This window comes from Priestia sp. TRN 1309 (assembly GCF_050846875.1).
Taxonomy (GTDB): Bacteria; Bacillota; Bacilli; order Bacillales; family Bacillaceae_H; genus Priestia; species Priestia zanthoxyli.
In genome coordinates this window covers 107,778-130,384 of sequence record NZ_JBOZGM010000005.1, presented here as the reverse complement: position 1 = coordinate 130,384, position 22,607 = coordinate 107,778, and the positions used below count along the sequence as shown (strand labels likewise).

The 22,607-nt window shown below is 39.4% G+C and carries 19 protein-coding genes; 4 read left to right on the top strand and 15 right to left on the bottom strand.

Features of this window, described 5'->3' with window-relative positions; genetic code table 11:
- Nucleotides 1–232 precede the first annotated feature (232 nt).
- The 8 genes from rpoE to ACRPLQ_RS20110 all read right to left on the bottom strand — a co-directional run bounded on the left by rpoE (nt 233) and on the right by ACRPLQ_RS20110 (nt 11,564).
- Nucleotides 233–769, bottom strand: a complete 537-nt coding sequence (gene rpoE, locus ACRPLQ_RS20145) for a DNA-directed RNA polymerase subunit delta (RefSeq protein WP_165635065.1) — start codon at nt 767–769, stop codon at nt 233–235.
- 349 nt (nt 770–1,118) lie between these two features.
- Nucleotides 1,119–4,361 carry a fused isobutyryl-CoA mutase/GTPase IcmF gene (icmF, locus tag ACRPLQ_RS20140; RefSeq protein WP_033580391.1) on the bottom strand — a complete coding sequence of 1,081 codons (3,243 nt, stop codon included), beginning with the start codon at nt 4,359–4,361 and terminating at the stop codon, nt 1,119–1,121.
- Complete coding sequence (locus ACRPLQ_RS20135; protein ID WP_014457745.1) at nt 4,358–5,002, bottom strand: TetR/AcrR family transcriptional regulator; 645 nt, start codon at nt 5,000–5,002, stop codon at nt 4,358–4,360. The genes icmF and ACRPLQ_RS20135 overlap by 4 nt, the downstream gene beginning before the upstream one ends.
- A 27-nt stretch (nt 5,003–5,029) precedes the next feature.
- On the bottom strand, nt 5,030–6,163 hold the full coding sequence (locus ACRPLQ_RS20130; protein ID WP_013059833.1) for an acyl-CoA dehydrogenase: 1,134 nt from the start codon (nt 6,161–6,163) through the stop codon (nt 5,030–5,032).
- An 11-nt stretch (nt 6,164–6,174) separates the two neighbouring features.
- A complete protein-coding gene (locus tag ACRPLQ_RS20125) occupies nt 6,175–7,302 on the bottom strand; it encodes an acyl-CoA dehydrogenase (RefSeq protein WP_028411970.1) in 1,128 nt (375 codons plus the stop codon).
- A 12-nt stretch (nt 7,303–7,314) separates the two neighbouring features.
- Complete coding sequence (locus ACRPLQ_RS20120) at nt 7,315–8,169, bottom strand: 3-hydroxybutyryl-CoA dehydrogenase (protein ID WP_033580390.1); 855 nt, start codon at nt 8,167–8,169, stop codon at nt 7,315–7,317.
- Between the two features lie 15 nt (nt 8,170–8,184).
- Complete coding sequence (locus ACRPLQ_RS20115) at nt 8,185–9,348, bottom strand: acetyl-CoA C-acetyltransferase (RefSeq protein ID WP_028411968.1); 1,164 nt, start codon at nt 9,346–9,348, stop codon at nt 8,185–8,187.
- A 104-nt stretch (nt 9,349–9,452) separates the two neighbouring features.
- On the bottom strand, nt 9,453–11,564 hold the full coding sequence (locus ACRPLQ_RS20110) for a (Fe-S)-binding protein (RefSeq protein ID WP_432236255.1): 2,112 nt from the start codon (nt 11,562–11,564) through the stop codon (nt 9,453–9,455).
- Nucleotides 11,565–11,762: 198 nt separating this feature from the next.
- Here ACRPLQ_RS20110 and cls point away from each other — a divergent pair, with 198 nt between their 5' ends.
- Nucleotides 11,763–12,956 (top strand): cardiolipin synthase, encoded by a 1,194-nt coding sequence (cls, locus tag ACRPLQ_RS20105; RefSeq protein WP_051137078.1) that lies wholly within the window; start codon nt 11,763–11,765, stop codon nt 12,954–12,956.
- 24 nt (nt 12,957–12,980) lie between these two features.
- Nucleotides 12,981–13,934: a UV DNA damage repair endonuclease UvsE gene (gene uvsE / locus ACRPLQ_RS20100; RefSeq protein ID WP_034263994.1), complete on the top strand. Its 954-nt coding sequence runs from the start codon at nt 12,981–12,983 to the stop codon at nt 13,932–13,934.
- A 32-nt stretch (nt 13,935–13,966) separates the two neighbouring features.
- On the opposite strand, the gene argS is transcribed toward uvsE, so the two are convergent.
- The 4 genes from argS to speE all read right to left on the bottom strand — a co-directional run bounded on the left by argS (nt 13,967) and on the right by speE (nt 18,045).
- The gene (gene argS / locus ACRPLQ_RS20095; RefSeq protein ID WP_432236254.1) at nt 13,967–15,637 is read right to left on the bottom strand and encodes an arginine--tRNA ligase; all 1,671 of its coding nucleotides are present in this window, start codon (nt 15,635–15,637) and stop codon (nt 13,967–13,969) included.
- On the bottom strand, nt 15,634–16,074 hold the full coding sequence (locus ACRPLQ_RS20090; protein WP_014457736.1) for a DUF1934 domain-containing protein: 441 nt from the start codon (nt 16,072–16,074) through the stop codon (nt 15,634–15,636). The genes argS and ACRPLQ_RS20090 overlap by 4 nt, the downstream gene beginning before the upstream one ends.
- Nucleotides 16,075–16,263: 189 nt before the next feature.
- The gene (gene speB / locus ACRPLQ_RS20085; protein WP_028411962.1) at nt 16,264–17,142 is read right to left on the bottom strand and encodes an agmatinase; all 879 of its coding nucleotides are present in this window, start codon (nt 17,140–17,142) and stop codon (nt 16,264–16,266) included.
- 75 nt (nt 17,143–17,217) lie between these two features.
- Complete coding sequence (gene speE, locus ACRPLQ_RS20080; RefSeq protein WP_013059843.1) at nt 17,218–18,045, bottom strand: spermidine synthase; 828 nt, start codon at nt 18,043–18,045, stop codon at nt 17,218–17,220.
- A gap of 266 nt (nt 18,046–18,311) precedes the next feature.
- Here speE and ACRPLQ_RS20075 point away from each other — a divergent pair, with 266 nt between their 5' ends.
- Nucleotides 18,312–20,378, top strand: a complete 2,067-nt coding sequence (locus ACRPLQ_RS20075) for a transglycosylase domain-containing protein (protein ID WP_028411961.1) — start codon at nt 18,312–18,314, stop codon at nt 20,376–20,378.
- A 38-nt stretch (nt 20,379–20,416) separates the two neighbouring features.
- Here ACRPLQ_RS20075 and ACRPLQ_RS20070 read toward each other — a convergent pair whose 3' ends face one another.
- Nucleotides 20,417–20,929 (bottom strand): YwhD family protein, encoded by a 513-nt coding sequence (locus ACRPLQ_RS20070; RefSeq protein ID WP_013085495.1) that lies wholly within the window; start codon nt 20,927–20,929, stop codon nt 20,417–20,419.
- 16 nt (nt 20,930–20,945) lie between these two features.
- Nucleotides 20,946–21,593 (bottom strand): site-2 protease family protein, encoded by a 648-nt coding sequence (locus ACRPLQ_RS20065; protein WP_028411960.1) that lies wholly within the window; start codon nt 21,591–21,593, stop codon nt 20,946–20,948.
- 273 nt (nt 21,594–21,866) lie between these two features.
- Here ACRPLQ_RS20065 and ACRPLQ_RS20060 point away from each other — a divergent pair, with 273 nt between their 5' ends.
- Nucleotides 21,867–22,052 (top strand): 2-hydroxymuconate tautomerase, encoded by a 186-nt coding sequence (locus tag ACRPLQ_RS20060; RefSeq protein ID WP_013059847.1) that lies wholly within the window; start codon nt 21,867–21,869, stop codon nt 22,050–22,052.
- 43 nt (nt 22,053–22,095) lie between these two features.
- On the opposite strand, the gene ACRPLQ_RS20055 is transcribed toward ACRPLQ_RS20060, so the two are convergent.
- Nucleotides 22,096–22,605: a YwgA family protein gene (locus tag ACRPLQ_RS20055; protein WP_042991804.1), complete on the bottom strand. Its 510-nt coding sequence runs from the start codon at nt 22,603–22,605 to the stop codon at nt 22,096–22,098.
- Between the last annotated feature and the right edge of the window lie 2 nt (nt 22,606–22,607).

Genomic DNA, 22,607 nt, shown 5'->3' with positions numbered 1-22,607 from the left:
TTATAAGAAACCTTATGAATGTGAAACGTTCAAGAACCAAAAGAAAGTTTCTATCAAGGATTTATAAGAACATATCGGGGTGTAAAACATTGATAAATAAAATAAAAAAATTGCTCCCAATACCAAAACTGGATTGGGAGCAATAGTCTATTTTAAATAAAAACTTTTTAAATGCTTGTTTAAAGAGCCCAAAAAAGATTCTACCTACTTCGCTTGAAAAAGTCAAGAAGGATTATTTTTCTTTTTCGTCCTCATAATCGTCTTCTTCATCTTCCTCATCATCGTCTAGATCATCTTCTAAATCGTCAAAATCGTCTTCTGCAAGATCCTCTTCATCTTCTTCTAGCTCGTCGATGTCTTCAAAATCTTCTTCTTCGTCTAGATCGTCAACATCTTCATAATCTAAATCTTCTTCTAGATCATCAAAGTCTTCAACTTCTTCAACAACAGCTTTTTTCGCTTTTTTCTTTTTAGGTTTTGCAACCGGAATAACTTCTTCTTCAGCCTGGTCAAAAGGATACCATCCACGAAGACCCCAATGGTTGTCCCCTACTGTTAAAAAGCGACCATCAATATTAATATCTGTATAAAACTGAGCTAATCTCGTTTTTAATTCTTGATCTGACATTTCCGCTGCTGCTTTAATTTCAGCAATAATTTCTTGGAATGACATTGCTTGACGATCTGTTTTTTCTTCTAGAAGCGCGTAAGCAATCTCAATCATCGACATTTCTTTTAAATCCGTTTTTGAGTACTGTGCTAAACTCAAATCTGGCACATCCTTTCTATGGCTATGTATATCGAAAATCTATTAAATCAATTCATCATATGTGTAAATGATGGAAACGAATAAATACATACCATTCATTATAAACAAATTCAATACATTTATGCTAGCCTCGTTTCTAAAATTCTCGAGAATTTCGCATAAAACAACGAAAAAATAGACATTTTATTACTATAATACATTCTACTTGATACACCAACAGTATCCTTTGACCAAAAGGAATTCACCATCAGTTATTCTGAGTCCGTTAGGGTTAAGTCTATAAAAGCCGCGATGACCAAAAATAGTCACCGCGGCTTTTAATATATCACTATATACTAACGATACATTATTACATATTTCGACGATATTGCCCACCGCATTCATATAAAGCTCGCGTAATTTCTCCTAAGCTGGCTACTTTAACAGTCTCCATTAACTCTTTGAAAATGTTCTCTCCTTCTGTTGCAGCTTTCTTTAACCTTTTCAGCGCGTCTTCTCTTTTTTCTTCATGCTGCTGTTGAAACTTCTGAAGCTGATTAATTTGATGATTTTTTTCTTCTTTTGATGCGCGGGCTAACTGCATGTCATCAACTGAGGAACTTTCCTCTTCATTTGGATTAATATACGTATTTACTCCTATAATAGGTAAAGCTCCCGTATGTTTTTGCATCTCGTATTCCATCGATTCATCTTGAATCTTACCTCGCTGATACTGCATTTCCATCGCACCTAAAACGCCGCCTCGATCATTTAAGCGTTGAAATTCAGCCAATACCGCTTCTTCTACCAAGTCTGTTAGTTCATCAATAATAAAAGAGCCCTGTAATGGATTTTCATTCTTAGTGAGTCCATGCTCTTTTGTAATGATTAGTTGAATGGCCATCGCTCTACGTACAGATTCCTCTGTCGGTGTTGTAATTGCTTCATCATACGCATTGGTATGAAGAGAGTTGCAGTTGTCATGAAGAGCCATTAAGGCTTGCAGCGTCGTACGTATATCATTAAAATTAATTTCCTGTGCATGAAGCGATCGGCCGGATGTTTGAATATGATACTTAAGCTTTTGACTGCGTTCATTTGCGCCGTATTTATCACGCATCACAATTGCCCATATTCTTCTTGCCACACGTCCAATAACCGTGTATTCAGGGTCAAGTCCATTACTAAAGAAAAACGATAAATTAGGAGCAAAATCATCAATATGCATCCCTCGGCTTAAGTAATATTCCACGTACGTAAAACCGTTGGCTAATGTAAACGCGAGCTGAGAAATTGGATTCGCCCCTGCTTCAGCAATATGATAGCCTGAAATAGACACAGAATAATAGTTGCGCACTTTCTCGTCAATAAAGTACTGCTGAATATCTCCCATCATTTTTAACGCAAATTCTGTGGAAAAAATACACGTATTTTGGCCTTGATCTTCTTTTAAAATATCCGCTTGAACGGTTCCTCTCACTTGTTTCAACGTACCCGATTTTACTTCCTCGTATTCCTGTTCCGTTAAAGGACGCTTTAATTCTTCTTCTTTCTTTTCTACCTGCTGGCTGATAGCTGTATTCATAAACATAGCTAATAATATCGGAGCCGGCCCATTAATCGTCATCGAAACGGAAGTCGAAGGATGGCAAAGATCAAATCCCTTATACAAAAGTTTCATATCATCAAGCGTACAGACATTTACGCCGCTTTCGCCAATTTTCCCAAAGATATCCGGCCTTGGATCCGGATTTTCTCCATAAAGCGTTACAGAATCAAACGCTGTACTTAAACGCTTGGCCTCATCATCTTTTGACAAATAGTGAAAGCGGCGATTGGTTCGTTCTGGTGTTCCTTCACCTGCGAATTGACGCTTAGGATCTTCACCTTTTCGTTTGAACGGAAAAACACCTGCTGTGTATGGAAATGCACCTGGCACGTTTTCTTTATAAAGAAAACGAAGAACTTCCCCGTATTCATCAACCTTTGGAAGGGCCACGCGCGGAATACGCAGTCCTGATAGCGTATCAACTTGCAAAGACGTTTTAATTTCTTTATTTCTTACCTTTGTAATAAGTTCTTCTTGCCGATACTGACTTTTTAATTTAGGCCAGTTTTCCAGCTTTTCAATCGATTCGGCCGTTAGCTGTTTTTGATATTTCTCCTTTAGCTGAGTGAGCTCTTGCTTGGCTGTTTCTGTTTCCACTTCTTCGAGAGCACCCTCTAGCTGATAAAATTTACGCGCTGTTTGCGCTTGAACGTCCGTATTGCGGTGATAAGAGCGAACGCTGTTTACAATCTCCTGTAAATATTGCTGTTGATCATTAGGAATGATGGTATATTTCTTTTCACTTACGCGCTCTGATGATTTTTCTACGTGCCAAGACGTACGGCATGTTTGATGCAGATGATTTACAAGATCTTCAAATAAAATATTTGTTCCCCCGTCGTTGAACTGACTCGCGATTGTTCCGTAAACTGGCATCGTAGAGAGACTATTTTCAAACAGCTGATGATTGCGCTGATATTGACGCTGCACTTGTTTTTTTGCGTCTTCGGAACCTTTTTTTTCAAATTTATTGATGACAATAAAGTCTGCGTAATCAATCATTTCAATCTTTTCTAACTGCGACGGCGCGCCAAATTCGCTTGTCATGACATAAAGAGAGACGTTTGCAATATCTTTAACTTGAGCATCAGCTTGCCCGATGCCGCTTGTTTCGACAATGATAATGTCGAAGCCCGCTTTTTTCACGACGGCAATTCCATCTCGAATGGCCGCCGATAGCTCATGTCCAGATGAACGCGTGGCCAAACTTCTCATATACACACGAGGAGACGCTGCGATGTTCATGCGAATTCGATCCCCAAGAAGCGCTCCTCCGGTCTTTTGTTTAGTTGGATCAACGGATAAAACAGCTACATGAATATCTGGAATATGTTCAATAAACCTTCTTACTAATTCATCCGTAAGCGAACTTTTCCCCGCTCCTCCTGTTCCTGTGATTCCAATAACCGGTATTTTTTGATCCGTCTCGCTGTCGATTACACTTTCTCGTATTTCTTCAAGAGCGGCTGCATGCTCTTTTGTGTATTCATAGGCTTCATTTTCAGCACATGTAATAAGCTGGGCAATTAAACGGTCATTAGCCGGCGTTAAGGTTCGATCATTCGGCAGTGCAGGGGGATTTGTGTAATAACAATCATCGATCATGAATTGAATCATGCCTTCTAACCCCATTTTTCGTCCATCTTCCGGAGAAAAGATTTTAGAGATGCCGTAATCATGAAGCTCTTGAATCTCACTCGGAATAATTACCCCGCCGCCGCCGCCATAAATTTTAATATGAGAAGCCTGTTGTTCTTGGAGTAAATCGTACATATACTTAAAATATTCTACATGGCCGCCTTGGTAAGAAGAAATGGCGATCCCCTGAACATCCTCTTGTATAGAAGCGTTAACAATTTCTTCAACAGATCGGTTATGCCCCAGATGAATGACTTCTACCCCCTTGGCTTGAAGAATCCGTCTCATAATATTAATAGACGCATCGTGGCCGTCAAACAGGCTAGAAGCGGTTAAAAAACGAAGCGGTCTTTTGCTTGTATTCAAACTGTCTCCCCCTCACACAGTTGTTGAAATGAAAAATTTTTAAGTAAAAAATCCAACTGCATATTTGTATATTCTTCTAGTGAATAATGCTTTTGCAGCCACCATCTGCGAAATGCCCACATCTGACCTTGAACAAATAAATGATGAGCAAACAGCGAAATTTCTTTATCCGTAAGTGCAAATTGATTGTTTTCTACGCAGCCTTCGATAATAACCTTAAACATTTCAACCATATCCAGCTCTTTTTTTAATACATATGGAAGCGCATCTTTAGACAGCGATTTCGCTTCTTGGTACATGACTAATACTTCATCTTGAAGCTCATCTACAACTTTAAAATAGTGTTGAATCGCTTGTTGAAGCTCAGCGATTGTATAACGATCCACTACCATCTCTTCTAATCGCTCTCTCACTTCGTCGTAAATGTTGTCACATACAAGATATAAAACATCTTCTTTAGATTGAATATATTCGTAAAGTGTACCGATACTGAACCCAGCGGCTTTGGCAATTTCCCTTGTTGTTGTTCGGTGAAAACCTTTTTCCTTAAATAGCGTGACGGCCCCTTTAATCATTTGATTACGACGCTCTACAATCAGCTTTTCATCTTTAATGGATGTGAGAACTTCTCTCTTTTTCATTTTTTCACCTCTCCTACAACAAGTGTTTTATTTAGCAAGATACCTAGAAATGACGAGACGCTGAATTTCTTGTGTACCCTCATAAATTTGCGTGATTTTTGCATCTCTCATAAAACGTTCTACTGGATAATCTTTTGTATAACCGTACCCTCCAAATACTTGAACAGCTTCTGTCGTTACTTTCATTGCTGTATCCCCAGCATATAATTTTGACATGGCTGATTCTTTGCCGTATGGCAGCCCTTGAGACTCGAGCCAAGCAGCTTGATAGGTTAACAGTCTGGCAGCTTCTATACTCGTGGCCATGTCGGCTAACTTAAACGCAATTCCTTGCTGAGAAATAATGGGCTTTCCAAATTGCTGACGTTCCTTTGCATAAGCCACCGCCGCATCTAACGCTCCTTGAGCAATTCCTACCGCCTGCGCTGCAATACCATTTCGGCCGCCATCTAGCGTCATCATGGCAACTTTAAATCCTTCTCCTTCATTTCCTAGCAAATTTTCTTTTGGAACACGGCAATCCTCGAAAATAATTTCTGTGGTAGGTGAAGAGCGAATGCCCAGTTTCTTTTCTTTTTTACCAACTGAAAATCCCGGCATATCTTTTTCAATAATAAAAGCGCTCGTGCGTTTTTCATTAGGATCGATGCGAGCAAATACGACGTAAATATCCGCTTCGCCGCCGTTTGTAATAAAGATTTTAGAACCATTTAAAATATAATCTTCTCCGTCCTTTACAGCGAGCGTTCTCATTCCTCCTGCGTCTGATCCAGCACTCGGTTCCGTTAACCCATAAGCACCTATTTTCTCACCCGTTGCCATAGGTTTCAGGTATTTTTGTTTTTGTTCTTCTGTTCCGAATGTATAGATTGGCCAGCCGGCAAGAGAAGTATGAGCCGACAACGTAACGCCTGTTGATGCACATACTCTAGATAGTTCTTCAACGGCAATGCAATAAGCTAGATAGTCACTGCCGATTCCTCCGTATTGCTCTGGCCATGGAATACCTGTTAATCCTAGATCAGCCATTTGTGTAAAGATTCCTCTGTCAAAACGCTCTTCTTCATCTCGTTGTGCAGCTGTCGGAGCCACTTCGTTTTTGGCAAAGTCTCGCACCATTTTTCGAATCATTTCGTGCTCTTCTGAAAGTTTAAAAAACATGATTATTCCCCCTATAGTTGACTGCTAATGACAATGCGCTGAATTTCGCTTGTACCTTCGTAGATTTCGCACACTTTGGCGTCACGAAAATACCTCTCTACTGGATAATCTTTCATATAACCATAGCCTCCCAAAACTTGAATCGCATCGATTGCTACATTCATAGCCGTCTGGGAAGCAAACAATTTCGCCATTGAGGCTTCTTTTTTGCAAGGAAGTTTTTGATCATATAAAAAAGCGGCTCTGTACATTAAAAGCTTCGCTGATTCAACAGCCGTTTCCATATCAGCCAGCTTAAAGGCAATTCCCTGCTGAGATAAAATCGGCTTTCCAAATTGATATCGTTCATTTGCATAGTTTTTGGCTGCCGTTAACGCACCTTCAGCAATTCCTACCGCCTGAGCAGCAATACCAATTCTTCCAGCATTTAAATTAGCCATAGCAATTCGAAATCCTTCACCTTCTTCTCCGAGACGATTTTCTACAGGCACCTGCATATTTTCAAAGTGCAGTTGAACCGTTCGAGAACCGTGAAGACCCATCTTATGTTCATCTTTTCCTACTGAAAATCCCTCCATCGTCTTTTCAACGATAAAGGCGCTCATCCCTCTCGACCCGCGTTCGGGATTCGTTTTAGCAAATACAATATATGTATCCGCTTCTCCCCCGTTTGTAATGAAAAGCTTTGACCCATTTAAAAGATAGTGGTCTCCTTTTCGTTCTGCTTTTGTTTTTAGGCTTGCGGCATCAGACCCTGCACTAGGTTCTGTTAGGCAAAAAGCACCTAAATATTCACCTGTCGCAAGTTTTTTTACATACTTTTGTTTTTGATCTTCCGTCCCAAATACGACAATAGGATTCGTACCTACAGAAGTATGAACAGACAAAATGACGCCGAGGGCTGGACTTACTTTTGATATTTCGTGGATGGCAATCATGTATGACACAAAGTCCAGTCCACCTCCTCCGTATGTTTGAGGAACGGGAATGCCCATCAGGCCAAGATCAGCCATCTGCTTTAATAAACCTCGAGGAAATTCACCCTTTTCCATGTTTGGCACAGCCGCAGCGACTTCTTTTTCACTAAAATCAGCTACCATCTTTTTAATCATGTGTTGTTCAGACGTAAAAAAGATCATTTTGCCACTCCTTTATGTTTCGTACGTAAAAAATCCTTTTCCTGTTTTTCGACCAAGCCATCCTGCCTTTACATATTTCCTAAGCAATGGACAAGGACGATATTTGTCATCACCAAACCCTTTATGGAGCGTTTCCATAATAAACAAACATGTATCGAGGCCGATGAAATCTGCTAATGTCAAAGGTCCCATTGGATGGTTCATTCCTAGTTTCATCACTTGATCAATATCCTCTTCGTTTGCTACACCTTCATAGAGCGTAAACACAGCTTCGTTAATCATTGGCATTAAAATTCGATTTGAAACAAACCCTGGAAAATCATGAACTTCCACCGGGGTTTTATTTAATTTTTTTGTTGTTTCATAGACTGCTTGATACACTTCATCAGCAGTAGCCAGCCCTCTAATAATTTCAACGAGCTTCATCACGGGAACAGGATTCATAAAGTGCATGCCAATTACTTTTTCAGGTCGAGTGGTCACAGCTGCAATTTCAGTAATAGGAAGCGAAGACGTGTTGGTTGCTAAAATAGTATGACTCGGGGCTAACGAATCCAACTCCGCAAAAATGGCTTGCTTGACTTCCATCTTTTCCACAACCGCTTCGACGATTAAATCTGCTTTTTGTGCTGCTGTTATTTCATTTGCCAAGTGAAGGCGCTCCATAATCCCTTCATATTCCTTAGCTGAGAGAGAACCTTTTTCCACCTGTTTTTTCAGACGTTTATCAATACCTTCTATTCCTTTTTGTGTATTTTTTTGATCAACGTCATACAAAGAAACTTGATATCCGCTCGCAGCAAATACTTGCGCAATGCCTGCTCCCATCTGACCTGCTCCAATAACCATAACTGTTTCAATATTCAAGTTGATCTCCCCCTTTTACACTTCTACCATGATGGCATCACCTTGGCCGCCGCCGCTGCAAATAGAAGCAATGCCTAGTCCGCCGCCTCGTCGTCTTAATTCATGAATGAGCGTTACAACAATACGGGCGCCGCTTGCTCCAATCGGATGTCCAAGTGCCACTGCCCCGCCGTTCACATTTACTCTTTCAGCCGGAAGCCCTGCAATCTCCATACTCATTAATGCTACTGCTGAAAAAGCTTCATTGATTTCAAACAGCGCAATATCGTCTACTGTCTTCTTTGTTTTTTGCAGTAGCTTGTTAATAGCAAACCCAGGCGTTTTCGGAAATTCCCTTGGCTCCATCGCAAGAGAAGTATGGTTTATAATCGTAGCCAACGGCTCATAGCCATTTGCTTTCGCCACATCTTCATCCATTAGCATGAGCGCAGCTGCTCCGTCATTCACGCTAGGTGCATTTCCTGCTGTAATGGTTCCACTGTGGCCAAATACAGGCCGAAGAGACGAGAGTTTTTCTAACGACGTATCTTTTCTTGGTCCTTCATCTTTTTGAACCGTTATCGTTCCTTTTTTAGACGGAATATCAACTGAAATTCTTTCTGCATCCCATCTCCCTTTTTCTTCTGACTCTACCGCTAATTGATGACTGCGAAGCGCCCATTCATCCTGCTTTTCTCGGGAAATATTCATTTCAGAAGCTATTTGATTTCCATACGTACCCATTTGCACCCCTGTAAAGCTGCATGTCAAACCGTCATGAACCATCAAATCCGTCACCACGCTATCTCCCATCCGGAATCCCCATCTTGCTTTTGGAAGAAGATACGGCGCGTTACTCATCGATTCCATTCCACCTGCAATGATTGTTTTTGCTTCTCCTAATCGAATCAGCTGATCAGCAGTTGTAATACTGCGCATACCCGATGCACAAACTTTATTAATGGTTTCCGTCTCTACTTGCCACGGTAAACCTGCATAATGCATGGCTTGCCTAGAAGGTAGCTGTCCTTGGCCCCCTTGCAGCACGCACCCCATAATAACGGAATCAATTTCTGTACGTCCCTTTGATGCTGCTTGAATCGCTCTCCCCCCTAGTTCTGCCGCTTTTAGTCCGCTTACGCTGCCACCTAATTTTCCAAAAGGTGTTCGAACTGCACTCACAATAACTGTTTTCCCCACTATTGTTTCCTCCCCTTTTTCCTACTCTTTGTCCTTGCCGATTGAACGCTTGCTCAATTTCCTTTCTTTAAAAAGTAGAGATGAATACCATCTCTACTTCTCCTTTATGAAACCTGTTCTTGCACGTCACCATAAATTGACTTTTCAAGCAGTTCTGCTACGTCATACGTATGAACCTTTTCTTCTACTTCTTTTGCTTTTGTTCCGTCACTTAGCATCGTTAAGCAGTACGGACAACCTGAACTGATAATGCTTGGATTAACGGCTAAGGCTTGTTCCGTGCGCGCTACATTAATGCGCTGGCCGGTCGTTTCTTCCGTCCACATTAACCCTCCTCCTGCTCCACAGCACATACCATTTTCACGGTTGCGATCCATTTCAATCAAACTAACACCTGGAATCGCTTTCAAAATTTCTCTTGGTGGACTGTATACTTCGTTATATCTTCCTAAATAACAGGAATCATGGAAGGTAATTTTTTCATTAACCGCATGTTTTGGTGTCAGCTTACCTTCTTTCACCAACATAGCTAATAATTCTGTGTGATGATACACTTCTCCTTCAAAACCGAAATCTGGATATTCATTTTTGAAGATATTGTAAGCATGTGGATCAATCGTAACAATTTTTTTGATTTCATTTTTTTCAAATTCAGCGATATTTTTAGAAGCTAACTCTTGGAATAAAAATTCATTGCCCAACCTGCGGGGCGTATCACCAGAATTTTTTTCTTTATTTCCTAAAATCGCAAATGAAACACCAGCTTCATTGAGAAGCTTAGCAAACGATAGAGCGATTTTTTGACTGCGGTTATCATAAGATCCCATCGAACCTACCCAGAACAAATACTCAAACGTTTCACCCGCTTTACTTACTTCTTTAACAGTCGGAATGTGAACATCTTCTCTTACATGTCGCCATTCTTCACGCTCTTTTCGGTTTAATCCCCAAGGGTTTCCTTGACGCTCAATATTCGTCATGGCACGCTGAGCATCCGCGTCCATCTTTCCTTCGGTTAATACTAAAAAACGTCGTAAATCTATGATCTTATCTACATGCTCGTTCATTACGGGACATTGATCTTCACAGTTTCGGCACGTTGTACATGCCCAAATTTCTTCTTCCGTAATGACATCTCCAATTAGGGCGGGATTATATTCCGCTGTTGCTGCGGCTTCTGCTCCGCCTTGGCTGGCCGCCATCATCGCCAGCTGATTTCCTTTTGTTTTAGAGAATGCATACGTAGGAACCCAAGGAGCCTTAGATGTCACAACCGCTCCTTTTTCTGTTAAGTGATCGCGCATCTTCAAAATTAAATCCATTGGAGACAAAATTTTCCCCGTACCCGTTGCCGGACACATATTCGTACATCGACCGCATTCTACACAGGCATATAAATCAATGAGCTGATGCTGCGTGAATTCTTCAATCTTACCAACCCCAAACGTCTCCTGCGTCTCATCTTCAAAATCAATCTTTTCAAGCTTACCTGGCTTAGAAACACGGTTAAAAAATACGTTAGCCGGTCCAGCCAGTAAATGAGCATGTTTTGATTGAGGAACATATACTAAAAACGTCAATAATACGGCTAAGTGAATCCACCATGAAACATAAAAAATGGAGATAGCGGCAGTATCATTGATTCCCTTAAACAAGATGGCAATAGATGACGCAATCGGTTCTGTCCATGCTGGTTCATGATTATGCCAGATGATTGACATGCCGTTTCCAACAAGCACTGACAGCATAAGTGCTCCAATAAAAATCAGTACTAAACCAGATTTAAATCCTCTTTTTAAACGCACAAGCTTTTCTACATAGCGACGGTGAAAAGCCCAGACAACTGCTACTAAAATCAAAAACGTCACAATTTCTTGGAAAAATGTAAAGCCGGGATATAAAGGTCCAAGCGGCAAATGTTTACCTGGAAGCAAACCTTTTATAATGAAGTCTAACGCGCCGAACTGAACTAAAATAAACCCATAAAAAAATATGACGTGCATAATTCCACTTTTTTTATCTTTTAACAGTTTCTTTTGTCCAAACACATTCACCCAAATTTTTTGCAGCCTTTCTTTTAACCGCTGATCAAATTCAACTTTTTTTCCTAATTGAATGTACTCAATGCGTGTGCGAATTAAATATACAAACAAAGAGATAGCGTAAGCGGTTACAATAATAAAAAAGAGAAAATTCACCCACAGCAACCCTGTCATCTCGTCCCCTCCTTGAATAATTTGTTACCTTTCTTTCCTCCTGACGACTAAATTTTCTGATAATATATCTGTTTTCATTGTATATAATGAATGAGCATTCAGTCAATATCTTTTCGTTCTTTTGTTCATATTCTATTTAAACAAGGTGACACTAAGAACAACATAAAATGTATTTACATCGGGAAAAGAGGTGACATGATGAGCGGCATGATTGTGATTTTACTTTTTATTATTTTTATTGCTTGGCTTGCAATTGACCTTGGTGTTGGAAAGAAAGTATTTTCCCAGGCTGAAAATACTTTTCCAAAACGCCGTGCTTCTCTCTTTTTGTTCGCAGACGGGAATGTCTTGTATAAAGATTTATTTCACGAAATAGAAAATGCCTCTTCATTTATCCATTTATCGTTTTACATTGTACAAAATGATGAAATTAGCCAAGAATTTTTAGATTTACTAGTCCAAAAAGCACAGCAAAATGTTGAAGTCAGATTATTGGTAGACCGTGTAGGAAGCTATAAAATCAAGAAAAACAAAATTGCATTCTTAAAGAAACAAGGTGTTCATTTTGCTTACAGTCGAACGCTACGGTGGCCTTATTTGTTTTATACACTCAACGCACGCAATCACCGTAAAATGGCTGTTATTGATGGGAAAGTTGGCTACATTGGCGGTTTTAATATTGGAAGAGAATATTTAGGACTCGACGCCAAGCTTGGGGTGTGGAAAGATTACCACCTGCGTATGGAAGGGGAAGGTATACAAGACCTTCAAATGCAACTATTGAGCGACTGGTATGCTGCTACCGGCTTAGACCTGCGTAAAGTGGAAAGATACTTTCCACCAACCTCTGAAGGAGACTATGTTATTCAGCTAAAGTCGACTGAAGGTTTTTCACTTGAAGAAAGCTTTTTATCGATTATCAACCAAGCCAATAGGGAATTGTACATAGGTACTCCTTATTTTATTCCAAGTGAACCTTTGATGAATGCTTTACTCCAAGCTCGTGCACGGGGAGTAAAAGTTCATATTTTAATTCCAATGCGTGCAGATCAACCGCTTGTTCATCATGCTGCGTTTGCTTATCTTCCCACATTACTTCAAGCAGGTTGTATGATTTATCAATATTATTACGGTTTTTACCATGCCAAAGTATTAATTGCAGACAATGTTATCTGCGATGTAGGAACGGCTAATTTTGATAAAAGAAGCTTGTTCTTAAATGCTGAAATCAACTGTTTAATCTATGATGCAACGTATATTGAAGAAGTAAAGAACAGCTTTAAAGCTTGTATGGGGGAATGCCCAATTTTGTCTTTAGAAGATGTCAAAAACCGAAAATGGAGTGAAAAACTAAAGCAAGGATTTGCAACCTTTATTTCTCCGTTACTTTAATGAACGAAAAGAGGAAGATTTATCATGAAAATTAGATTTGGCTATGTATCACATGCCCTGTCGCTTTGGGACTGCTCACCTGCTAAAACCCTCACGTTTACTAGATGGGGAAAAATGAAAAAAGATGAGAGGCTGGATAAGCTTCATCACGTCACAAAACAAAATTTGAATCATACTAAGCGCGCTTTGCATTTTAATATTGCCCACGAAATTATGCTGTATCGATTGTCATCTTCTCTTGTCCCTTTAGCTACTCATCCTGAAGTAGCTTGGAATTACATTGATGCGTTCCAAGAAGACTGGTCAGAGATAGGAGAATTGATTCGGAATCATCAGCTGCGCGTGAGTTTTCACCCCAATCAGTTCACATTATTTACAAGCGACAAAAAACACATTACAGAAAATGCGGTAAAAGATATGGATTATCACTATAGAATGCTTGAAGCGATGGGAGTAGCTGATCAAGCTCTTATTAATATTCATGTAGGAGGAGCTTATGGCAATAAAGAAAAAGCGATTGGTCGATTTCATGAAAACATTCAAACGCTGCCGCCTGCCATTAAAAAGCGCATGACTCTTGAAAACGATGATAAAACATACACAACTGAAGAAACATTAGCCGTATGCGAAAAAGAGAAAGTCCCTCTCCTCTTTGATTATCACCACCATAAAGCAAATGAAGGAGAAGAACCTCTTGACCTATTGCTCCCTCGTATCTTTGACACGTGGAAACATATCGGATTAAAACCAAAAGTACATATCTCTTCTCCTAAATCTGAAAAAGAATTTAGAAGTCACTCTGATTATGTCTCAACTGATTTCATCGCACCTTTTTTGCAAATAGCTAAAGATATGGGACAAGATTTTGACGTAATGATTGAAGCAAAGTTAAAAGATAAAGCGCTGCTAAAATTAGTGGAAGATTTAGCATCAATGAGAGGAGTAAAGCGTACGGGAGGCGCCACGCTTGTTTTTTAAATAAAAAAAGAGCCAAGAGGCTCTTTTTTTATTTACATTTTTTCAGGTGCTGAAACACCAATTAGTTTTAAGGAGTTTTGAAGCGTTACTTGAACAGCTTTCACTAGTTCAATACGCGCTTTACTTGTTTCAATATTATCGCTGTCTAATACTTTTTCTGCATTATAGAAGCTATGGAACGTAGAAGCAAGATCAAATACATAGTTCGTAATGCGGTGCGGAATACGTTTTGTTGCTGCTTCCGCTACGGCCTGAGGGAACTCTCCGATTTTCTTCAGCAGTTCCATTTCTTTTTCTGCACTAATTAATGAAAGGTCGGCGCCAGATGTTGATTGAATCGCCATCTCTTCACCTTGACGAAGAATACTGCAAATACGGGCATGAGCATATTGCGCGTAGTATACAGGATTTTCATTAGATTGAGAAACAGCTAAATCTAAATCAAAGTCTAAATGTGTATCCGCACTTCTCATCGCAAAGAAGTAGCGAGTTGCATCAAGGCCTACCTCTTCTACTAGGTCACGCATTGTTACTGCTTTACCTGTACGTTTGCTCATCTTCATTTTTTCGCCATTTTGATACAGTTGAACCATTTGAATAATTTCTACTTCCAGCGTATCTTTTTCATAACCAAGCGCTTGAATCGCCGCTTTCATACGAGGAATATATCCATGGTGGTCGGCTCCCCAAATATTAATTAGCTTATCAAATCCGCGTTGAATTTTGTCTTGGTGATACGCAATATCTGGCGTTAAGTACGTAAATGAACCGTCATTTTTAATTAACACACGGTCTTTATCATCACCAAATGTTGTAGAGCGGAACCACGTAGCACCTTCTTCTTCATATACGTGGCCTTGTTTTTTCAACGTTTCAAGTGCAACTGAAATTTTATCATTTTTATAAAGAGACGTTTCAGAATACCATACGTCAAATTTCACACGGAACTGTTCAAGATCACGCTTTAATTTAGCTAACTCATAATCTAATCCGTATTGACGGAAGAATTCAAAACGCTCTTCTGCAGAGGCGTTTACATACTTGTCTCCGTGCTCTTTTGCTAACTCTTTTCCGATGTTTATAATATCAGCACCATGATAGCCGTCTGCAGGCATTTCTTTCTCTAAACCAAGAGCCTGCATGTAGCGTGCTTCTACTGAATAAGCCAGGTTATTAATTTGGTTACCAGCATCATTGATATAGTATTCACGTGACACATCGTAACCTGCTTTTTCAAGAACATTACATAATGAGTCTCCAACTGCAGCACCGCGGGCATGTCCTAAATGTAAATCTCCTGTCGGATTAGCTGAAACAAACTCAACCTGTACTTTTTGTCCGTTCCCTACGTTTGTCTCACCGTATGCTTCACCAGCTTTTATAATCGTTGGAATAAGCTCTGTTAAATAAGAGTTATTCATATAAAAGTTGATGAATCCAGGGCCTGCAATGTCAATTTTTTCGATAGATGCTTTTGATTTATCGAAGTTTGCTACAAGCTCTTCAGCGATAACACGCGGTGCTTTTTTGGCAATACGAGCTAGCTGCATAGCCATATTGGTAGAATAATCACCATGTGTTTTATCTTTTGGTGTTTCTAATAGAACTTCTGGAAGTTCTGCTTTTTCAGCAAGTCCTGCTTTGACCACAGCATCTTGAATTTCAGCTTTTAATTTTTGCTGCACTTGTTCGACGATGTTCATTTTTTCTCCTCCTTGAATGTAATGGTTAACGCATATTTCCCGGTAGGCTGACCCTGTACTTCTAGATCATACGTTAAAAATAACCGACCCTTTTGAGTCATTTGTTTATATTCAATGTTATGAGCGAATGTTAGTAAATCCATACGTCCATAAGGGCTTATATAAGTTCCTTCGATCTGTACCTTTTTACGAAACGATTGCTTCATTTGAACAGCACCAGTTCGGTTAATTGATACTTCGTCTTCGCTAATTTTTACCATTGTTCTAATATCTCCGATTTCCTCTTGGCGCTCTGTGTATGTAAGATAAATTTTCGATCCTTTTTCATAATACATACCTTTTGCATTTACCGATGTTGTCTCTTTTCGGTGACCATCACGGATATCCGTCACAATTTTAACTTCAATGGGTTTTTTGACTTCTGAAGCGTTACTCACAAAAGACACTTCCTTATTAAAATGAATACGTTATAACTTAAATAGTATAAACATTCTAAAGAAAGAATTCAATAATACTTCAAAGGAAATATGATAGATAAGCCGAGAATTCCTTTTTTCACTGTGTTTGACGTACTCACATATTTCAAACAAAAAAGGCGGCCGTAGGCGGCCGCCTTTTTACTTTATTTATTTCTTTTGAACCCAGCCTAAGATCATTTCGCGAATAAGCTTGCTTGCTGTATTAGCTGTTTGTTCAGACGGATCATAAATTGGAGCTACTTCGACTAAATCTCCTCCGACAATACGAAGATCTGATTTAGCAATTGCGTGAATAGAAGCTAAAAGCTCTTTTGATGTGATACCGCCTGCATCTACTGTTCCTGTACCAGGAGCGTGCGCTGGATCTAATACATCGATATCAATTGTTACATAAACAGGACGACCTGCAAGTGTTGGTAGAATCTCTTTTAACGGCTCTAGAACTTCAAATTTTGAAATATGCATACCGTTTTCTTTTGCCCATTGAAATTCTTCTTTCATTCCTGAACGAATACCAAATGAATAAACATTCTCCGGTCCGATTAGTTCAGCAACTTTACGAATTGGAGTGGAATGAGAAAGTGGTTCTCCTTCATACTCTTCACGAAGGTCTGTGTGAGCATCCATATGGATAATGGCTAAATCCGGGTATTTTTTATACATAGCTTTCATAACAGGCCAAGAAACCAAATGCTCTCCGCCCATGCCTAATGGGAACTTGTCCGCTGCTAAAAGCTGGTCGATATACTCTTCAATTATGTTCAAGCTGCGCTGAGGATTCCCAAATGGAAGTGGAATATCTCCTGCATCAAAATATTTCACTTCTTCTAGCTCCCGATCTAAATACGGGCTGTATTCTTCTAATCCAATTGATACTTCACGAATACGAGTTGGGCCAAATCGTGAACCTGGACGATAGCTAACTGTCCAGTCCATTGGCATTCCGTAAAGAACCGCTTCACTTTCTTCAAAAACAGGGTGACTGCCAATAAATACATTACCTGAATAAGCTTCATCAAAACGCATATTTTGTTCCTCCTTCATTACTCATAGAAAAGATGCCAGCCTTAAACCTCTGGCATCTCACTTGTATGTGATAACTTATTTAATAAGATCTTGCACAAATTTAGGTAAGGCAAATGCCGCTTTGTGCAATTCTTTTGTGTAATATTTTGTATCAATATCAAAGAAACGATCTTCGCTTACTTCCAATGGATCATGTTTCTTTGAGCCCATTGTAAATGTCCATAAACCGCTTGGGTACGTTGGAATATTTGCTACGTATAGACGTGTAATCGGGAAGATTTCTCTTACATCACGCTGAACATTTGAGATAAGTTCTGGCGTGAACCAAGGGTTGTCCGATTGAGCAACAAAGATACCATCTTCTTTAAGTGCTTTTGAGATACCTGCATAGAATCCTTTTGTAAATAAATTCACAGCTGGACCTACTGGCTCTGTTGAATCCACTAAAATGACATCGTATTCGTTCTCGCTTTTAGCGATGTGCATAAATCCGTCATCTACTTGTACATCAACACGAGGATCTTCTAGTTTACCCGCAATTGAAGGTAAGAATTTTTTTGAGTACTCAATAACTTTTCCATCGATATCAACTAACGTCGCTTTTTTTACGCTTGGGTGTTTTAAGATTTCACGGATTACGCCTCCGTCTCCTCCACCTACAACTAGTACGTTTTCTGGATTTGGATGCGTAAATAACGGTACATGTGCAACCATTTCATGATAAACGAACTCATCTTTTTCTGTTGTCATAACCATACCGTCAAGTAGGAGCATGTTACCAAACTCTTCTGTTTCAACCATGTCTAATTTTTGAAACTCCGTTTGCTCTGTATGTAAAGTGCGATTAATTTTAGCTGTAATACCAAAGTTCTTTGTTTGCTTTTCTGTGAACCATAATTCCATTTCAAAATCTTCCCTTCTATTTTGAGAATTAACCTATGCATAGATTACCCTAACATAATTTATACAAACATGAAAAAAGTATAGATGAATTCAGCAAAAAAGCAAGTAAAATTTTTAGCAATGGAGGTTTAAAACCTCCTTTTCTATTTCATACTGATGATAGATACAAGCTTTAGAATCTACTTGCACCGCTCTTTTAATAGAATTTTGTTGTGTTGAAAGCAACATGTATGGTGCATAGTGACACATATTGGTGGTGAATAGAAATGGAAACGGTATTAACCGAACATTTAAAAAAGGCAAGACGCATCTTCCGAATTCTTCTCGTCCTTGGTATATTAGCGGGGGCTTTATTGTTGTTTGCCTACATAAGCATCTTTCTCTACGCCAAAATCGCTGGCCCCCCTCCGCTAAACGTTTCTCAAACAGCTGTTTTCTACTCAGCAAACGGTAAAGTTCTTGATGAAGTTCACAATGGACAAAAGCGCTACTGGGTTTCACTTAATCAAATTTCACCTTACGTAAAAGATGCGACTTTAGCCGTTGAAGATAAGCGCTTCTATGAGCATCACGGCTTTGATATGCATCGAATCGCCGGAGCAATTGTAGCTGATATAAAAGCTATGGGAAAAGTACAGGGTGCGAGTACTATTACTCAGCAGTATGCACGAAACTTGTTTTTAGAGCACGACAAAACGTGGACTCGAAAACTTCAAGAAGCTCTGTATACGATTCGGTTAGAAATGAATTATAGCAAAGACCAAATTCTAGAAGGCTACATGAATACGATTTACTACGGCCATGGAGCTTATGGAATTGAAGCGGCAGCTAGGCTGTACTTTGATAAGCACGCCAAAAATTTGACGTTAAGTGAAGCGAGTATGTTAGCCGGTATTCCAAAAGGCCCTAGCTACTACTCTCCTCTTATTCATCAGGAAAATGCAAAAAAACGACAAAATATCATTTTATCTCTCATGAAAGAGGATGGAATTATTACGTCGAAGCAAGCAACAAAAGCGCTGGTAACTCCCCTAGCATTTTCAAAGCCTGCTGAAAAAGATCCTAACAAAGAAGACGCTTCTTACTTTATGGATGCAGCGCTAGCAGAATTAAAGCAAGATTTAGGCATTGATGAAACCATGATTTATACAAATGGACTTCGCGTTTATACAACGCTGGATGAAAAGATGCAGCGAACGGCAGAAGAAAAAATGAAAGATGTTATCAGCAGCTCTTCAGACGTACAAAGTGCATTTGTTGCGATGAATCCTAAAAATGGACAAGTGAAAGCTCTTATTGGTGGAAGAGATTATGAAAAGAGCCCGTTTAACCGCGCTACTCAAGCAGTAAGACAGCCTGGCTCAACGATGAAGCCATTTTTATACTATGCGGCATTAAAAGATGGTTTTACTGAATCCACTCCAATGAAAAGTGAAGAAACGACGTTCAAATTAGAAGATGGTGTTTCGACATACACGCCTAGTAACTATCACAATTATTATGCAGATGCGCCTATTACAATGGCTCAAGCCATCGCACTTTCAGACAATATTTATGCGGTCAAAACGCATTTGTTCATTGGGGAAAATCGCTTGATCGAAACCGCTAAAACACTTGGTATATCATCACCTTTAAAGAAAGTTCCATCTTTAGCTCTTGGAACTTCACCTGTCAAAGTCATTGATATGGTTAATGCGTACGGCATCTTTGCTAATGGCGGAAAAGAAATTCGTCCAACATTTATTAAACGAATTGAAACCCATGACGGAGAAGTTGTTTATCAAGCTCCTTCTGAACGGAAACAAGTCATTGATAGACGCTATGCTTTTCTTACTACCCATTTAATGACAGGCATGTTTAATCAAAAGCTAAATGGCTATACAACCGTCACAGGAAAGCCTATTTCTAAATATGTATCTCGTCCTTACGCGGGAAAATCCGGCACAACCTCTACGGATAGCTGGATGATTGGCTACTCTCCTCAGCTCGTTTCAGGCGTTTGGGTTGGATATGATCAAGGAAGGACAATGGATGATGTAGCTGAAAAAGGATACGCCAAAAAAATGTGGGCGCTATTTATGGAAGATGCTTTAAAAGGGAAGAAAAAAGAAAAGTTTAAAGCACCAAACGGATTAATGAGCGTCAACATTAATCCTCAAAATGGAAAGTTAGCATCCAAATCATGTCCTGTTCAATATAAAGCTTATTATTTAACTGGAACACAGCCTAAAACATATTGTACTGATCACATCGATCATGCAGCAAAAACGAAGAAAAAAGAGCGTGAAACAGAAGGTAAAAAATTTCACTGGTTCCCAAAATGGTTTGATTAAAAAAAGCTTAAGGCCTTGGCCTTAAGCTTTTTTTAGCATTACGATGTTTGAAGCGCTTCTTTTAAGTCATCATTAGATAACGTCCAGATTTCTTCATTATGAGACTTCAAAAACTCACGAAGCAAAGCCTTAGACTTGTTATCCATTTCTTCTACCATAATGCGTCGTTTTAAGGATTTATCCATTTTGTTTACATGTTCAGGAAGTGACTTATAGCCGCGGCGAATTTCACGATCAACGGTCATTTCACATGCTGTCATACCTGCGTAGTAAGGTCCTTCTTGCTTGCGATCAATCGTTACCCATACAAGCCAATATAACTTGCCGTTTGGCACCTCGTCTTTATTCGGTAAGAACTTAATTCCTTTTTCTACTACACTTCTGGCATGCATCGCACCAATATCGACAAATACTTCTTCATCGCTTGGGCAAACAAAAACCGGTGAAATGTTTTCTAAACTTAACGCTCCAACCCCGTAGCCGCCGTGGCCGTCGGTTGAATCGTCTTTTATGATATTAAATCCTATACTTTTCTTTTTTGGCTGAGTCATAGTAAGCCTCCTCTATTTAGTAAATCAGTGGTGCTAATATCTGCTGAAAGATATTCATCACAAACGTTGCTGCTCCGTTTAGAAGCGGCCAGATTACAATTCGATCCAGAGGTGTAATCACAAGAATCAAAAATACAAAAATACCCCAAGACTCATACTGCGTCATTTTGGCTCGCGTAGACGGCGGAACGAGATCTTCAATCACGCGGTAGCCGTCTAAAGGCGGAAAAGGCAACAAGTTAAATACACCTAGTGTTAGGTTTATTTGAATAAATAATGTAAAAAAACGATAAAGTGCATCGTTGTCCACTGCGGCATTGTTCATCAAATAGTAAATAAGCAAGCCGATAAATGCCAACAACAAGTTGCTAAACGGTCCCGCTATCGATACTAGAATACCAGCTAAACGAGGCTTTTTAAAGAAATAGCGATTAACAGGAACCGGCTTCGCCCACCCAAAACCTGCGATAATTAACAAAAGCGTTCCAAATGGATCTAAATGTGCCAGCGGAGAAAGCGTTAGCCTTCCTTGCTTTTTAGCCGTGTGGTCTCCAAATAAATAAGCTACATACGCATGTGCAAACTCATGCAGTGTGAATGCAACAATAAGGGTCATCACCACGTAAGGAAGGTCTTGCAATGAAAAAGCTAAAAAATGTTCCACTCTTTATCTCCTTTATTTTAAAATAATTTCTACACATCATATCTACTAAATAAACCGTTTGCTTACGAAGAAGGATACAAGACTTCTTGAATATGGCCTCAAAGGTCTCAAAAACCAGACATGGGCTCCCTATGGCCCCACCTGGTTTTTAGCATCGATGTTATGATAAAAAGTATACTACAGATTATGACCTGCATCACTACCTCATACTGTCATTTTATTCAGAAAACGGGTACACTAATCATATAATGACTAAAAAGGAGTGTATACATCATGCCAGTTGTAACTGTTAAGATGCTTGAGGGTCGCACAGATGATCAAAAAAGAGCCCTTGTTGAAAAAGTAACGGATGCTGTTGTAGAAACGACAGGTGCTGCACCTGAGAAAGTATCTATTATCATTGAAGAAATGTCTAAAAATCATTACGCTGTAGCGGGCAAGCGCATGAGCGATCAATAACACCTACATATAAAAATGCCATAGGTTGACCTATGGCATTTTTTTAATGAACAGACAGCGTTGCCTGAAGTTTTTCAATGTATTTGTATGCTTCTACAATATCTTCTTCTGTATAGTTTTGCTTACGCTTTAGCGTAAACACTTTTTCTTTTACTTCTTCTTTCGGTAAATTATCGAAATATAAAATCGTAGAGACGAGCTCCAAAAATTTAGAGCTTTGTTCATTCATATCCTTCATACATTCCTGCAAGTGAGGAAGCTCTAAGTCATAGTGACTTAAAAATTCTTCCCCTGCTTCTGTTAATCCGTAGCGATACTGCATATATCCGCCTTTTTTCTCTTTAATTTCACTTAAAAAGCCCAAGTTACACAGTTCTTCAATTCGAAGCGTTAATTCCTCAGAATAAGGTCCAAAAAAGTGAAAATTATACTTTTCATAAAAAGGAAACTTCAGTTTTTTTCCGATGAATATCATCTTTTGTAACTTTTTTCTGCCAACAACTTCTCCCGCCGCGGAAAATACTTTCACAATCTTTGCGTGATCGTTTAACACAG

Coding starts and splice junctions, on each gene's coding strand:
- ACRPLQ_RS20070 (WP_013085495.1), bottom strand. CDS start 20,929: ATGACTCAGCCAAAAAAGAAAAGTATAGGATTTAATATCATAAAAGAC.
- uvsE (WP_034263994.1), top strand. CDS start 12,981: ATGAAAATTAGATTTGGCTATGTATCACATGCCCTGTCGCTTTGGGAC.
- speE (WP_013059843.1), bottom strand. CDS start 18,045: ATGGAATTATGGTTCACAGAAAAGCAAACAAAGAACTTTGGTATTACA.
- ACRPLQ_RS20130 (WP_013059833.1), bottom strand. CDS start 6,163: ATGTTTTTTAAACTTTCAGAAGAGCACGAAATGATTCGAAAAATGGTG.
- speB (WP_028411962.1), bottom strand. CDS start 17,142: ATGCGTTTTGATGAAGCTTATTCAGGTAATGTATTTATTGGCAGTCAC.
- ACRPLQ_RS20135 (WP_014457745.1), bottom strand. CDS start 5,002: ATGAAAAAGAGAGAAGTTCTCACATCCATTAAAGATGAAAAGCTGATT.
- cls (WP_051137078.1), top strand. CDS start 11,763: ATGAGCGGCATGATTGTGATTTTACTTTTTATTATTTTTATTGCTTGG.
- argS (WP_432236254.1), bottom strand. CDS start 15,637: ATGAACATCGTCGAACAAGTGCAGCAAAAATTAAAAGCTGAAATTCAA.
- ACRPLQ_RS20075 (WP_028411961.1), top strand. CDS start 18,312: ATGGAAACGGTATTAACCGAACATTTAAAAAAGGCAAGACGCATCTTC.
- ACRPLQ_RS20125 (WP_028411970.1), bottom strand. CDS start 7,302: ATGATCTTTTTTACGTCTGAACAACACATGATTAAAAAGATGGTAGCT.
- ACRPLQ_RS20060 (WP_013059847.1), top strand. CDS start 21,867: ATGCCAGTTGTAACTGTTAAGATGCTTGAGGGTCGCACAGATGATCAA.
- ACRPLQ_RS20110 (WP_432236255.1), bottom strand. CDS start 11,564: ATGACAGGGTTGCTGTGGGTGAATTTTCTCTTTTTTATTATTGTAACC.